A 14,659-nucleotide genomic window follows, 5' to 3' on the forward strand; every position below is an offset into this window, starting at 1 on the left:
CCGATGGCCATCTCCGCATTCGCCGTGAAGGTTCCCACCGCCGAGCCCCTCGTCGGAGATCTGCGCCGCCGCTACGACGCGACTGTCGCGCTCGGTGTGCCCGCGCACATCACGCTGCTGGTTCCGTTCATGGACCCGGCGCTCATCACGGAAGAAGTGATCGATCGTGCGCGGCGCGTGCTGGAGCGCACGCCGTCGTTCGCGTTCTCTCTCGGCAAGATCGGCCGCTTTCCCGAAACCGCGTATCTCGCACCCGAGCCAGCTGCACCTTTCATTGGCATGACGCTGGCACTGGTGGAAGCCTTCCCCGATTTCCCGTCCTATGGCGGCGTGCATGCCGACGTCATTCCGCACCTCTCGGTCGCACATGGCGACGCATTCCATGCGGAGGAAGCGGCCATCGAACTGCAAGCGCGACTGCTCTCATCGGGCGCTGTGCATGCGGCTTGCACCGAAGTCGTACTCATCGAAAACTCATCCGGCCTCTGGCAAGACCTCCACGTCTTCCAGCTGCCCAACGCCACCGCCTGACTCATGCGCAACGTCCTCTTCATCTGCACCCGCAACCAATGGCGCAGCCCCACCGCGGAACAACTCTGGCGCCGGCATCCGCTGGTCTCGGCGCGCTCCGCAGGTACCAGCCCGAATGCGCGGCACCGCGTTTCCATCGACGACATCGAATGGGCCGACGTCATCCTCGTGATGGAAGAAAAACACAAGTCGCGGCTGGTGGCCGAGTTCACGCGGATGCTGGAGGGCAAGCCGATCCATGTGCTCGACATTCCCGACGAATACAAATACATGGACCCCGAGCTCATCGAAGAACTCCAACGCTCGGTCGGGTCCATCCTCGAAATCGATTGAATCAATGACAGAAATCTACATCAGTACCGACGTCGAATCCGACGGCCCCATCCCCGGCCCGAACTCGATGCTCAGCTTCGGCTCGGCCGCCTACACGGCCGACAAGCAACTCATCTCCACCTTCAGCGCCAACCTCGAAACCCTGCCCGGCGCCGAAGCCGACCCCAAGACCGCCGCGTGGTGGCAAACCCAGCCCGAGGCCTGGGCCGCGTGCCGCACCGACCTGCAGGACCCGGCGCGCGCCATGAAGAACTACGTGACCTGGCTCAAGGGCCTGCCCGCACGGCCGGTGTTCGTGGCCTACCCCGCAGGCTTCGACTTCCTGTTCGTCTACTGGTATCTGATGCGCTTTGCGGGCGAGAGCCCCTTCAGCCACTCGGCGCTCGACGTCAAGTCGTTCGCGATGGCGATGCTCAGGCTCGACTACCGCGACAGCACCAAGCGCGCGATGCCCAGGCGATGGTTCGACAAGCTGCCGCACACGCACATCGCGCTGGACGATGCCATCGAGCAAGGCGCGCTCTTCTGCAACATGCTCGCGGAAAACCGCCGGGCCGCAGGCCAGCCATGACAGCACCGATCCGCCGCTGGTGGAAGCTCGCGCTGTGCGCCGTGCCGCTGCTCCTCGGCGGCTGCGTGCAGTCGATGTTCTATTACCCCGACCGCGTGCGCTACGAAACGCCCGATGCGCTCGGCCTGCGCTACGAGAGCGTGCAGTTCCAGAGTGCCGACGGCATGCGCCTCACCGGCTGGTTCATTCCCGCCGTGGGCCGGCAGAAGAACCCGAAGGAGGCCAAGGGCACCGTGGTTCATTTCCACGGCAATGCGCAGAACATGTCGACGCACTGGCGCTTCGTGGCGTGGCTGCCCAGGCAGGACTACAACGTGTTCGTGTTCGACTACCGCGGCTACGGCGAGTCCGAAGGCAAGCCGGAGCCCAAGGGCGTGTTCGAAGACTCGAGCGCCGCGCTCAGCTACGTGCGCTCGCGCGGCGATGTCGATGCGCAGCGCCTCTTCGTCTTCGGGCAGAGCCTCGGCGGCACCAACGCGATCGCAGTCGTCGGTTCGGGCAACCGGGCCGGCGTGAAGGCCGCAGCCATCGAATCGACGTTCTATTCGTACTCGTCGATCGCGAACGACAAGCTCTCGGGTGCGGGCCTGCTGGTGAGCGATGACTATGCGGCGTCAAAGTACGTGGCTGCCATCTCGCCGATTCCGCTGTTGCTGATCCACGGCACGGCCGACAACGTGATTCCGCATGCGCATTCGCAGCGGCTCTTCGCCGATGCACGCGAGCCCAAGCGGCTGATCGAGGTGCCGGGCGCCGGCCACCTCGAGCCGATGTCTGCGCCGCGATTCGGCACCACCTACCAGCAGGCGCTGACGGACTTCTTCGACACCGCGATGCGTTCACCGACCCCATGAAGCACTTCGACGAAGCCGCCACCCGCGCGCCATTGGGTTTCGAAAAGCTCGTGCCCGCATTGCGCGCAGCCTTCGCGGCCGAGGCGCAGGTGCCGCCGCGCCATGTGCACAGCATCGAAACCGCAGGTGCAGACAAGGGCACCGTGCTCATCATGCCGGCGTGGAGCGACGCGGGATTTCTCGGCATCAAGACCATCAACATCTTTCCCGGCAACAGCGCGCGCGGCCTGCCCGGCCTGCATGCGACCTATGTGCTGTACGACGCGCGCACCGGTGTGCCGCTGGCGATGATGGACGGCAACGAGATCACCGCGCGGCGCACCGCTGCGGCTTCGGCGCTCGGCGCCTCGTTCCTCGCGCGAAGCGATGCGCGCCGGCTGCTGCTGCTCGGCATCGGCCGCATCGCCCGCATGCTGCCGGCCGCACATGCGAGCGTGCGGCCCATCGACGAAGTGACGGTGTGGAACCACCGGTCCGAAGGCGCCGAGGCCCTGGCCGCGCAACTGCGCGCCGAGGGCTGGAACGCGCAGGCCGCAGTCGATCTGGAAGCGGCCGTGCGCAGCGCCGACATCGTCAGCTGCGCCACGCTGGCCACCGCGCCGCTGGTGCGCGGCGAATGGCTCGCGCCGGGATCGCACCTCGACCTGATCGGCAGCTTCACGCCCGCGATGCGCGAGGCCGACGTGCAGTGCTTCGCAGGCGCGCGCACCTTCATCGACACGAACGAGGCCCTGCAGAAATCGGGCGACCTGCTCGATGCGATCGCCGCCGGCACCCTGCGCGCGCAAGAGGTGCAGGGCACGCTCGCCGACCTGTGCCGTGGCGAACGCGCGGGCCGCGCCGGCGATGCCGAACGCACGGTGTTCAAGGCCGTCGGCAGCGCGCTCGAAGACCTGACTGCTGCCACGCTGGTATGGCAGCACACGGCCTGACTGAAGACCTGACCGAGCCCTCGGTTCAGGGTAAGTCCCCATCGTTCGGCGGGGCCGGCAACCCATCTAGGGGTCATGCGCAAGAGAAACTCCATGGAACGAACGCTCGCCGCCGGAAAGCCGGCCGATCCGTTCATGGCACGAAACTTGAAAGCAGCAACAGAACCCGGTGTTGGACGACAGGCGTATACGTCATACGGCTGATAGCGCCCGACGCCGAGTAGCACTAACCTGCTAATGCGATGAAATCAGAGAGGCAACCGCATGCTCACGATCCTTCAGAAAGCCAACATCCTCAGCAAGGTGGGGTTCGATGTACCGGCGCGTCCGGACGACGATCTTTCCACCAACGCCGTGACCGGATCGGCCGTCAAACCCGAAGGCATTTCCCAGAAGGCGCACGACTGGGCCAAGGCCATCGAGACCTTGTACGTGGCCTACGTGGCGGCGCGTGCCGCCAAGAGCCTGCGCGACTCCGAGGAAGTGCGGCAGACGGCGATGCTGCAGAAGCTTTCTTCTTCGAAGGCTTACGCCTGAGGCACTGAGGCACCGCGCCCTTCGCACCTGCTCCACGAGCGATACAAGAAGGGCTGCGGTTGGCGATCGCGAGCGGCATCGTCAGCCGCCCCCGCTCATCCGTATTTCGAGCAAGGCGCACCAGGTGCCGTAGCGTGAAGGACTGCTCGGCCGCAAATGGTCGCCCACTTAGAGCGGCAGATAAAACGTGGGAACATCGACCCGGTGCTCGACGCGGGTGCGCAGCTTACCGAAGGCCGGCGGCCATGCGCTGATTTCGAAACACCAATCCAAACCTCGCCGCCATCTCGCTTGCTGCGATAGAACTCTTTTCAGGCGCGGTTGCGCGCCCCACAGAACCATGATCGATATCGTCAGTGCGACAAGATTGCCTGAAGCCGAGTTTTGGGCCAATTCCGCTCTCGGGCAATCGCTGCGTCGGCTCAGCTTCGATGGCCGCTTGAGGCCGCACGTGAGCTTCGAGAACCGGCGGGGGTTGCCCGATGTTTTCAACAGCGCGCTCACAGCCGCCGATGCCAACGACATGCTCGTCTTCATTCATGACGATGTCTGGCTGGAAGACTACTTCCTGGTCAATCGCATCTCGGAGGGATTGCGCGCCTATGACGTCATCGGCCTGGCGGGCAATCGGCGCCTGCCAAAGCACCATGTGAGCTGGAATTACATCGACACCAACCTGACCTGGGACGATCTGGCGAATCTCTCAGGAATCATTGCCCATGGGCTGCAGCCGTTTGGCCACATCGACTGCATGGGTTCGGTGCCGGCCGACTGCGAGTTGCTGGACGGCGTTTTTCTGGCAGCGAACCGGCACACCCTGCTGGCGAAATCCGTGCAGTTCGATCCGCGATTCGACTTTCATTTCTACGACATCGACTTCTGCAGAACCGCGCGTCAGCAAGGGCTGCGATTGGGGACGTGGCCCATTTCCGTGACGCATCAAAGCGATGGCGCTTTCGGAGGCGCGCACTGGCGCGAACTCTATGAGGTCTATGTGCAAAAGTGGGGCGACCAGGCGCTGGCCCTGCCCGGCTGACGACGCGCTCAGCGACTTGTCAGCGATGTCCTGAAGTCCTGGACATCGGGGACTGCGAGCCATCGGCCATCGGCGCCCGCACTCGGTGGCGCGCCGATGACGTCAGGCGGCGAACGGCCGTTCCGACTGGCCGCTCGCTTGCTGCCTGCCTGCTTACTTGCCTTGCGCCGACTGCAGCACCGGGTTCTGCATGGTCGAGACGACCTTGCTGTTCACGCGCGAGCCGCTGGTCACGTTCTGGTCGGGAGCGGCGGCGGTGGCCATGGCTTCCTGGTAGACCTTGGCCGGGTCGCGTTGCGAGGTGAACGGGTCCGCACCGCGCGAGCCGCGCGTCACGTTCTGGTTCGGTGCGTGCGCGGTGTCCACGGCTTGCTTGTTCATGGCTTCGACGTCGGCCGACGAAACGAAAGGATCGGCACCGCGCGAGCCGCGGGTCACGTTCTGGTTCGGTGCGTGGGCGGCGGCGACAGCTTCGGCTTCGACTTCCGCGCGGCTGCGGCCAGCCGATTGCTGGGCCTGGGCGGTGGTCACGGCGAGCACCGCGAATGCGGCGGCGAGGGCGAGTTGCGAGGTCTTCATGGTTGGTTCTTTGTTGCTGCGAGTTGTTGGAGGGAGTCGTCCCGTGGATGCGGGAAAACCCTGAAAGAGTCTCGCGGGGGCAAAAGGCAGATCCGTGACGGCCCCAGGCGGCGGTGGGTTGCCAATCCGGGCGCCGACGCGTTGCGTGCGCTTCTGGTACGGAAGGAAGTTCTCGCACCAGGTCGGCACGGTGCCTGACAATCCGGGCGCACCGCAGCTTCACCACGAAACACCCCATGGAATCACCACTCGGCACCGTCATCTTCTACGCCAGGGACATGCAGAAATCCGCGGCCTTCTATGCCCGGCATTTCGGCTTTGTCACCAGCGGCGAAGTTGTCGAAGGACTGATCGAGCTGACGCATCCGGACGGCGGCGCGGGCATCCTCATCCATCAGGCCGCCAAGTCCGTGAAGCTCGGGCAGGTGGGCGTGAAGCTGAGCTTCCATGTGAAGGATGTGAAGGCGTTTGCCGCGCAGGCGGCGCTTCAGGGTCTGGTGTTCGGGGCCGTGCATGAGGCCAATGGATATGCATTCGCCAATGCCAAGGATCTCGACAAGAACTCGATCAGCATCTCGAGCAGGGCACATCGGGCTGCCACGGTTTGATGCGGCCGTGACCGGGCGAAAATCGGTCGCTCCAGCCGCCTCCTGCTGCACCCGATTCTTCAAGCGCTCGTGACATCCACCGACCTCAAGGGCTTCATCCTCACTCGCCACTGGCGGGATGCGCCAGCCGGCACGGAGATCGAGTACTGGCTCGCAACAGATGCCGGGCCGACCAAAGTGGTCCTGCCCTCCCAGACCTCCGTCGCATTCGTCGCAACCCGGCACAGGGCTCAGGTGGAAGCGCACCTCGCGGCCATGCCGGGCGTGGAGGTCCGTGAGCTCGCGCTGAAGACCTTCCATCAGGAACCCGTCGTCGGTGTCTATGCGAAGCACTTCCGCCAGCTCGGCCGGCTGGCGCGTGCCCTCCAGGCGGAGAGCATTCCCCTGCTCGAAGCCGATGTGCGTCCGCACGACCGCTACCTGATGGAACGCTTCATCACCGCCGGCGTGCTGGTGGAGGGCGGGCAGGCAGACCGCGCCACCATCGTCGACTGCAGGCTCAAGCCCGCGCCCGAATACCGGCCGGTGTTGAAGGTGGTGTCGCTGGACATCGAGACGAGCCAGCACGAAGCGCTCTATTCCATTGCGCTGGATGGTTTGCCGGACCGCGTCGTCTTCATGCTGGGTGAGCCGCCACGCGAATCGAGCGAGCCAAGTGAACCAGCCGAGCCCACGGACTTCTCGCTCGTCTATTGCCCGACCCGCAAGGCCATGATCGAGAGGCTCAACGACTGGTTCGAGCGGAACGACCCGGACGTTCTCATCGGCTGGAACGTCATCCAGTTCGACCTGCGGGTGCTCCAGAAGACGGCCAACGAATGCGGGGTGCCGCTCCTCCTGGGGCGGGAGCGACGGCCCATCGAATGGCGCACGCACCCCGGCAAGCAGGGCTACCTGTTCGCGCCCACGCCCGGCCGGGTGATCATCGACGGCATCGACGCGCTGAAGGCTGCTGTATGGAGCTTTCCTTCCTTCAGCCTGGAGACCGTCTCGCAAGCGCTGCTGAGCGAGGGCAAGGCCATCGGAGACGACTACGACAAGATGGCGGAGATCGAGCGGCGCTACCAGGAAGACAAGCCGGCACTCGCGCTCTACAACATCCGCGACTGCGAGCTGGTCCTGCGCATCTTCGACAAGGCGAAGCTGCTGCAGTTCGTGATGGAGCGCGCCCAGACCACGGGCCTTCCGGCCGACCACTTCGGCGGCTCCATTGCCGCGTTCAGCCATCACTACCTGCCGCGCATGCATCGCCTCGGCTACGTGGCGCCGAACGTGGGCGAGATTCCGACCAAGGCCTACCCCGGCGGGTACGTGATGGACTCGAAGCCCGGGTTCTACGACTCCGTCGTGGTGCTGGACTACAAGAGCCTCTACCCGTCGATCATTCGCACCTTCCTTGTCGACCCCGTGGGCCTCGTGGAAGGCACCCACGCCGCCGACCCGGCGACGGTCGTCAAGGGGCCGCAAGGAACCGTCTTCTCGCGCGAGAAGCACTGTCTGCCGGAAATCGTGACCACGCTCTGGCGCGCCCGGGACGAAGCCAAGCGGGACAAGAACGAGCCGCTGTCACAAGCACTGAAGCTGCTCATGAATTCCTTTGCCGGCGTGCTCGGCGCAGCCGACTGCCGCTTCTTCAATCCCAAGCTCGTGTCCGCCATCACCCTTCGGGGGCACGAGATGATGAAGCTCACGCGCGAATTCGTGGAAGAGCGGGACTACGAGGTCATCTACGGCGACACCGACTCCATCTTCATCTGGCTCAAGCGCACCCACACCAACGAAGAAGCGCACGCCATCGCGGCGACCCTGGCGAGAGACATCAACGCGTGGTGGACCCGCTCTCTCCGCGAAGCGCACGGCCTCGCGAACTTTCTCGAGATCGAGTTCGACACCCACTACAAAAAGTTCTTCATGCCGACCATCCGCGGCTCGGAGGTTGGCAGCAAGAAGCGGTATGCAGGCTTGAGCGTCGATGCCAAGGGGAAAGAGGAAATGGTCTACCGCGGCCTGGAGATGGCCCGCAGCGACTGGACCCCGCTGGCGCGCCAGTTTCAGGAAGGGCTGCTCTCGCGCATCTTCCACGACGAGCCCTACAAGGAATTCGTGACCGACTATGCAGAGGCGCTGCTGGCGGGCGAGATGGACGACCTGCTCGTCTACCGCAAGCGCCTGCGCCACCGCCTCGATGCCTACCAGGTCAACGTACCGCCGCAGGTGCGCGCCGCAAGGGTTGCCGACGACTACAACGCGCGGATCAACCGTCCGAAGCAATACCAGAACGGCGGCTGGATCCGGTACGTCATGACCCAGGGCGGGCCCGAGCCCATGGAGATTCGCCAGTCCCGAATCGATTACGAGCACTACCTGAGCAAGCAGCTCCAGCCGATTGCCGACGCCATCCTCCAGCCAATGGGCGAGAGCTTCATGGCCCTGACGACGGCACAGCAAGGTCTTTTCTAGCCAGGGCGGGGCGTACCGGCTGGCGGCCGGGTTCGGGGCCGTCGGCAACTAAATAGAAGCCCCCTTGCCTTCTTCCACCAGATCGACGCCCAATCCGTATCGAGCGCGTCGCAGCCCCGAGCGGGCCGCTTTCGCGTGGAAGATTCCATCGCAAGACATGGAGAAAACCAAGATGTCCGCAGCCATGTTCGCCGCCCTGTTCTTCACGGTGGCCCTCCTCGTCACCACGGCCTACTTCATCATGGGCTCCATCCCGCTCCTGGTGTTGAAGCACGACACGCCGCTCGACGCGCGCTTCGTGCGCGGCTTCTTCAACCTCTATTACGTCGGCGCGTTCATCACGGCCACCGCCACGGCGATCAGCTTCGCGCTTGCGGGGCGCTTGGGCATCGCGGTGGGTGCCGCGGCGCTGGCGGCGATGGCCATCGTCCTGCGCAAGAAGGTCATTCCCAAGATGGACGCGCTCGGGGAGCAGATCAAGTCCAACTACATGGACGCGATTCCGGGGTTCCGCAAGACGCACATCACCGCCATCCTGATCAACCTCGCTCAGCTCGTGGTGATCGTGTGGACGCTCATTTCGGTGAGCCGGCAGTAGCGGCAGCCGCGCCCCGTCGAAGCACCACCGGCGCGCCTCCGGTGGCGCGCGCCCTCAACTGACCGCAGCCGCCGTCGACATCCTGCCCGGCCGAATCGCGCAGCTTCGTCAGGATGCCCCGCTCGTGCAGCGTGCGCGCGATCTGCTCACAGCGCTCCCACGACGGGCGGCTGAACGCCACGCCATCGACCGCATTGAACGGAATCATGTTCAGCACGCCGTACTTGCCCGAGAGCAGCCGGACGATGCCTTCGATCTCGTCTTCTCCATCGTTCACGCCTTCGAGCAGCGCCCACTGGTACTGGATCGGATAGCCGGTCGCCCGCGCATAGCGCTCGCCCGCATCGACCAGTTCCTCGGGCGTCATGTGCGGCGCGCGCGGCAGGAGCGTCTTGCGCAGGTCGGCCTTGGTCGTGTGCAGCGAGAGCGCCAGCGCAGGCTTCACGCGTTCCTGTTGCAGCCGCTCGAACGCGCGCGGATCGCCCACGGTGGAGAACACCAGGTTCTTGTGGCCGATGTTGCCCACCGTGCCGAGCAGCTCGATGGCCTCCATCACGTTGTCCAGGTTGTGGGCCGGCTCGCCCATGCCCATGAACACCACCTTGCGCACCGGCCGGCGCATGCGTGCGAGCGCGACCTGGGCAATGATTTCCGCGCTGCCCACCTGGCGAAGCAACCCATCCCGGCCCGTCATGCAGAACTGGCAGCCCACAGCGCACCCGACCTGCGAGGAGACGCACAAACCATCGCGCGGCAGCAGCACGCTCTCCACGGTCTGGCCGTCCGCGAGGGCAACCAGCAGCCGCTCGGAGCCATCCGCACCGGGGTGCACCGTGTGAATGCGCGCAAGGCCCGCCAGCTCGGCTTCGATGGCTGGCAGGGCTTCCATCAGCGACGACGGAAAGAAGCTGTGCGGCAGGCGCCGGCCGCTGTTGCGCGGCAGCGCGTGCGACCACAGCCGCAGGATGCGCTGCTCGTGGCTGGGGCCCGCGCCGGCTTCGCGGAGTCTTCGTTTCAGTTCGTGGATGCGCATGCGCTGTCTGGGGGCAAATGGGGCAATGGGGGCAATTGGGGAAATGGACTTCGGGACACGTCAGCCGCGCGGCTTGAAATCGAACACCTCTTCCCAAGGCACATCCGCGCCGCTGCGCTCCCATGCCGAGCCGACGGGCTTGTCCGTGACTGCGCTCAACGTGGAGTCCATCTTGAGAAAAGAATTCAGGGGACAGATTTTCGGCGGATTGTCATCGAGCACGCCTTGGCTCTCCCTGCCGCTCAGAAAGATCCAACCCGAATCGTGCGGGTTGTTCGGCTTCACCCGATAGGCAAAACACACGGGCAACCGGTTCGGACCCATGACCTGGTCCGACGCCAACACCAGCGGCGCGAGCGCGGCGAACTTGTCGTCCCACGGCTCCTTCTTCTTTTTGAATGGCCACATGTCGATCTTTGCTCCTCACTGACTTTTCCGCGACGAGGGAGATACCGCATGGAGAAACCGAACCACGCCGATTTCAGCCGCATTCTTCATCAGCTCGACATTCAGCCACGCGGCGATGCTGTCGAACGCGCTGTCGGGAAGGGGCCAGCTGTTCTCGCGCGTTCGCTGAAAACCCGCCTCATCGGTGCTCTCAAGCAACGCGCGCCAGCGATCGTGCAGGGACTGAATCGTCGAGCGAACCCCATCGGCATCCCCTGGCCAAGGCACGTCTTCGGCGTTGATCGATGCGTTCCCTTCCATGTGACCGATCGCCTTGGTCCACCAGAAGCAGATGTGCCAGGTAGTCCAGGCAATCGAAGGCGGGCCGATTTCGTAGCCCTCGGTGTCGGGCCAATCCGCGCGCCACCTGTCGCCATCCTTGCGGACATGGATGCAGGGCTCGGCCGGCGCCCAAAGGCACTCCTTCGTCGTCAGCCCCTGCAGGTGGTACTGCGCCAAAGCCCAGGCCATGTCGAACTGCGCCAGCAGCAGTGTTCGCGTCCGTGAATCTGTCGTCAATTGCATTTCCTTCATCGCCCCACACCCTTCACCCGCTCGATCAGCTTGCGCGCAAACCGCCCCAGCGTCATCGGCCCCAGCCGGTGGCTCAGGCGCGCCTTCTGCGCTTCGGGCATCTGGGTGCCGAAGCGCCGCAGCGTGTCCCTGATCGTCGTGAACTCCTGCTCGTGCAGGCCCAGCTTGCCCTGCGCCTCCGCGAGCCATTCACTCGCGTTGATGACGCGCTCGCGCAGTTGCGCGTCGCTGCTGTCGCCGAAGCGGGCGATGAGTGTCTTGTAGACCTCCGCGCGCCCCGCCTGGTCGCCTTGCTGGCCGCGCACGCTCGCCTTGTCGATCATCGCCTTGGCCACCCACACCTGCAGCGTGACGTCCTTCGCGTCTTCTTCGCGGCCGATGAGCCGCGCGTAGCTTTCCAGCGCGGCGTCTGTGTCGCCGGCCTGCTTGTGGGTCAGGCCCTGGCAATAGAAGGCGCGCGCCACGCGCCGGCGAAGGTCGATGACGTTGGACGTGCTCCAGCGCGCAATGATGTCGCTGTAGACCGCCTGCTCTTCCTCGTGCCGGCCGAGCTTGTCGAGCGCCGCGCTCTTGTAGCCCAGGCACAGCGCCACGCGCTCCTGGATCGACATCGACAGCTCTTCGCCGTAGCGCGTGTCCATCTCCTCTGCGCACGCGATCACGCGTTCGAGCTGGCCCAGCTGCTGCTGCATGTAGGTCTTGTTGGTCAGCGCACGCGAGCACTGGTTGCGCAGCTCGGGGTGGCTGGCTTCGATGTGTTCGGCCAGCACCTGGTCGGTCAGCTCGATGCCCTCGCGTTGCTTGCCGACTTCGCCGAGTTCGTAGCCGCGCGAGATCGTCTTGCGTATCTCCTCGAGCTTGTCCACCGGCAGGTCGGGAAAGTCGCCGCCGAAATCCGCACCCGAAAGTTTGTCGAGCGTGACGAGGCAGGTCTGGCGGCTCGCGGCCGCCTTCGACAAGGTGTCGCGCATCGCCTCGGAGGTGATGTTCCGAAAGCGCGCGACGATCTCGTCGTACACCACCAGCGCCTCCGCCGGACGGTCCACGAGCTTGAGCAGCAGGTAGCCCTTGTTGAGCAGCGCGCTCGCCACGATCTGGAGCACCTGCGCGTCGCTCTCGTCGGCCGTGAGCGCGAGCAGGCGGTCGTACGCCGCAATCGCTTCTTCGAAAGCCTCGGCCTCGCGCAGTTCGTGGGCGTGGGAATACAGCGCATCGACCACTTGCCTCCGCAAATTCGGCACCGCGTCGCGTCCGAAATCCGCAGCCAGCGCGTTCAGCATCGGCGCCTGTACATCGGCCGGCTCATTGCGCAGGGCCATGACCTGCAGGCGCGCGTGAACGGCCTCCTCGCGCAGCGCCTGGCTCGCGCTTGCATCGACGCCCGATGCGGCAGCCTCGTACAGCGCGATCGCTTCGTCGTTGCGGCCGGCCCCGCGCAGCACGCTGGCGCCGGCCATGGCCCCGCGTGCCGCGGTCAGCAGCAATGCGGCGTCGGTCTCGCCGGTGTGCCTGCCGAAGCGCGCGTGCACCGCCCCGAACGTGGCGGCGGCGTCTTCCGAACGGTCGATGTCGCGCAGCGCCTGGCCGCGCGCCATGCCGGCGCGCGCCACCCACCGCCGCACCGGCGTGAGCGTCGAATTGCCGAAGCGCGCATCGAATGCATCGCAAACGGGCAGCACGTCTTCGGGCTCCTCCGCGTCGTAGGCGGTGCGGCACATCACCTCGGCCATCAGCTCCTCGATGTCGGCGCCGGTGTGATGGCCAAAACGCGCGATGAGCGCGCTGCGCACCGCGGCGACTTCGTCGTCCCGCTGGAGGCGAAACAGCACATGCGTCTTCAGCGCCATCGCGCGGCAGGCGCGCAGCGCGACACCGGGCAACTCGTCGGCCAGGTGCGCGGCCAGCACGTCGTCGCAGGCCGCCAGCGCCAGCGCGTGCTCGCCGGCGTCGTCGAGCATGTCGGCGCGCAGGAACCCGGCGCGCGCATGCACTTCGCGAAGCGCCTCGCGCGGATCGCCGGCATAGGCGGCAAGCACCTCGTCGAGCATCGGGATGGCTTCTTCGACGCGCCGGCCGGCTTCGGCCAGGCCCATCGCCTGGTTGATGCGCGCGTGGCCGACGCGTGCGGCCACAGAGGGCTCGGGCGCGTAGGCCAGGTCTTGCCAGATGCCGTCGAAGGCCTCGCGCGATGAGGCCGGGTAGTCGAGGTCGGCAAGCAGCTCGCCGCGCCAGATGCGGGCGCGCGCGACGATCTCGCGCGTGGCCTCGGGCGCGTCGTTGGCGTAGTGGCTGACGATGTCTTCGCAGTTGCGCACCATGTCGACCTTGGCGAACGCACCGCCCAGCGAGCCGGCCACCACCGCGCGCTGGAAGGCGGCGTGGGCCACCCAGGTGCGAACTTCGGGCGTGGTCGCGTCGCCGAAGCGGCGCTCGACTTCTTCGTACGCCCCGATCTCGGAATTGGCCTTGCCGAGGGCGCGCCATGCCAGGCCCTTGGCGTTGAAGGCCTGCACGATCCAGAGCGCGCGGCCGGCGGGGGCGGCATCGGCATGCGCGATCAACGCATCGCAAAGCTCGACGCGCTCGCGGTGCCGGCCGAGCTGGGCGAGTGCCTCGCCCTTGCGCAGCCAGGCTTCGTAGAGGTGCTCTTCGAGCAGGGGGTCGTTGGCGGCGTGCAGGCGGTCGATGACCTGCTCGGCTTCGGCGATGCTGGCCAGTGCTGCGGCTTCGACTGCGGTGGGGGTCAATCGGGGTCCTTCCCTTCTTGCGTGCTGGTGCTGCTGCTGGGGCGGCACGCTGTGTGCCTGCTTGTTGCGGGCAGGGCGGACTTTAATGGAAGGCGGGTCGAGAGATGGGTAGGACGCTGGCGGCACTTCGAACTCGCGGGACAAGGGCGGTTCCATGTGCTCGAAACGCGTCAGGGCAAGACGGCCATCACATCCTTTCCCTGACTGACCTCTGGGGACCGGTCGTAGATGGCTTCCTAGAAAACGTGGGCAAGCGGAATAGCGACCTTCTCACATCGAACTGACCGGTGAGCGCGATCACATTGAAGGGCCGCTTTTGAGTAAAGGGAAAGTCTTCTTCGGGCCCTTCTGCGACATTCGAGTCCTCGAATCCAGCTCCGAAAAGCGGACCCTCGACCTTTTTTGGCATGGCGCTATTGCGCGGCCTGAAACCATTCCAGTCTTAGGCCGTCCTCCAACAGCGCTCCATCGCCGATCCGTCGAGCGAACGGCATCACGCCAAGACCCTGGAGCCTTTCCCGCATCTCCGCAGCATATCTATGGGCAAAGTCTTCCCTCTCAGTTGACGTCACCCCCCGCCACTCTTCTGCAGACCTTCGCGAATAGTCAACATGGTGGCCAACTTCATGGAGCAGCGTCCGATAGAGCACCGTGTTTCGGAGACTGTCTGGCGTTGTGGAAATTTCAAACCGACGCCTTGACTTGCGAACCTCATGGCCATCTGCGCGCAACCGGTCAAGTTCTCGTGTTCGCTCCGGCGAGAGAGAGATCGGCCAAGCCAATGGCTCATCATTCTGTGACTCTAGGACGATGGCGGCGCCACTGTAATCGGGGGCATCGAACACAAAGACGGCTCGAC

At 65.3% G+C, this 14,659-nt stretch carries 15 protein-coding genes; 10 read left to right on the forward strand and 5 right to left on the reverse strand.

The features are described 5' to 3' along the window. Window positions 1–3 precede the first annotated feature (3 nt). The 7 genes from NU688_RS26080 (at window position 4) to NU688_RS26110 (ending at window position 4,794) form a co-directional block, all read left to right on the forward strand. Window positions 4–531: a 2'-5' RNA ligase family protein gene (locus tag NU688_RS26080; protein ID WP_257863752.1), complete on the forward strand. Its 528-nt coding sequence runs from the start codon at window positions 4–6 to the stop codon at window positions 529–531. Between the two features lie 3 nt (window positions 532–534). Continuing rightward, window positions 535–864: a low molecular weight protein tyrosine phosphatase family protein gene (locus NU688_RS26085; protein ID WP_257863753.1), complete on the forward strand. Its 330-nt coding sequence runs from the start codon at window positions 535–537 to the stop codon at window positions 862–864. 4 nt (window positions 865–868) lie between these two features. Beyond that, a complete protein-coding gene (locus tag NU688_RS26090; protein ID WP_257863754.1) occupies window positions 869–1,435 on the forward strand; it encodes an exonuclease in 567 nt (188 codons plus the stop codon). After that, entirely contained in the window at window positions 1,432–2,289 is an 858-nt protein-coding gene (locus NU688_RS26095; RefSeq protein WP_257863755.1) for an alpha/beta hydrolase, read from the forward strand. Before NU688_RS26090 ends, NU688_RS26095 begins: the two co-directional genes overlap by 4 nt. Then, window positions 2,286–3,221, forward strand: coding sequence for an ornithine cyclodeaminase family protein (locus NU688_RS26100; RefSeq protein WP_257863757.1), 936 nt, complete (start codon window positions 2,286–2,288; stop codon window positions 3,219–3,221). The genes NU688_RS26095 and NU688_RS26100 overlap by 4 nt, the downstream gene beginning before the upstream one ends. Window positions 3,222–3,485: 264 nt before the next feature. After that, window positions 3,486–3,758 (forward strand): hypothetical protein, encoded by a 273-nt coding sequence (locus NU688_RS26105; protein ID WP_257863758.1) that lies wholly within the window; start codon window positions 3,486–3,488, stop codon window positions 3,756–3,758. 340 nt (window positions 3,759–4,098) lie between these two features. Further along, window positions 4,099–4,794 carry a glycosyltransferase family protein gene (locus NU688_RS26110; protein ID WP_257863760.1) on the forward strand — a complete coding sequence of 232 codons (696 nt, stop codon included), beginning with the start codon at window positions 4,099–4,101 and terminating at the stop codon, window positions 4,792–4,794. Window positions 4,795–4,947: 153 nt separating this feature from the next. On the opposite strand, the gene NU688_RS26115 is transcribed toward NU688_RS26110, so the two are convergent. Next, window positions 4,948–5,373 carry a hypothetical protein gene (locus NU688_RS26115; RefSeq protein ID WP_257863761.1) on the reverse strand — a complete coding sequence of 142 codons (426 nt, stop codon included), beginning with the start codon at window positions 5,371–5,373 and terminating at the stop codon, window positions 4,948–4,950. Between the two features lie 236 nt (window positions 5,374–5,609). On the opposite strand from NU688_RS26115, the gene NU688_RS26120 reads away from it, so the two are divergent. The 3 genes from NU688_RS26120 to NU688_RS26130 all read left to right on the forward strand — a co-directional run bounded on the left by NU688_RS26120 (window position 5,610) and on the right by NU688_RS26130 (window position 9,039). Further along, entirely contained in the window at window positions 5,610–5,981 is a 372-nt protein-coding gene (locus NU688_RS26120; RefSeq protein WP_257863763.1) for a VOC family protein, read from the forward strand. A gap of 69 nt (window positions 5,982–6,050) precedes the next feature. After that, on the forward strand, window positions 6,051–8,441 hold the full coding sequence (locus tag NU688_RS26125) for a DNA polymerase II (protein WP_257863764.1): 2,391 nt from the start codon (window positions 6,051–6,053) through the stop codon (window positions 8,439–8,441). 172 nt (window positions 8,442–8,613) lie between these two features. Next, on the forward strand, window positions 8,614–9,039 hold the full coding sequence (locus NU688_RS26130; protein WP_257863766.1) for a hypothetical protein: 426 nt from the start codon (window positions 8,614–8,616) through the stop codon (window positions 9,037–9,039). Here NU688_RS26130 and NU688_RS26135 read toward each other — a convergent pair. The 4 genes from NU688_RS26135 to NU688_RS26150 are packed head-to-tail and all read right to left on the reverse strand — an operon-like array spanning window position 9,017 to window position 13,800. After that, entirely contained in the window at window positions 9,017–10,072 is a 1,056-nt protein-coding gene (locus NU688_RS26135) for an RNA methyltransferase (RefSeq protein WP_257863768.1), read from the reverse strand. The genes NU688_RS26130 and NU688_RS26135 overlap by 23 nt on opposite strands. A 60-nt stretch (window positions 10,073–10,132) precedes the next feature. Next, a complete protein-coding gene (locus NU688_RS26140) occupies window positions 10,133–10,480 on the reverse strand; it encodes a DUF2185 domain-containing protein (protein WP_257863769.1) in 348 nt (115 codons plus the stop codon). A 15-nt stretch (window positions 10,481–10,495) separates the two neighbouring features. Continuing rightward, a complete protein-coding gene (locus NU688_RS26145) occupies window positions 10,496–11,053 on the reverse strand; it encodes a DinB family protein (protein ID WP_257863770.1) in 558 nt (185 codons plus the stop codon). Then, window positions 11,050–13,800 (reverse strand): hypothetical protein, encoded by a 2,751-nt coding sequence (locus tag NU688_RS26150; protein WP_257863771.1) that lies wholly within the window; start codon window positions 13,798–13,800, stop codon window positions 11,050–11,052. Before NU688_RS26150 ends, NU688_RS26145 begins: the two co-directional genes overlap by 4 nt. Window positions 13,801–14,659: the final 859 nt, after the last annotated feature.

This window comes from Variovorax sp. ZS18.2.2, assembly GCF_024701975.1.
In the GTDB taxonomy this organism is placed as follows: domain Bacteria; phylum Pseudomonadota; class Gammaproteobacteria; order Burkholderiales; family Burkholderiaceae_C; genus Variovorax.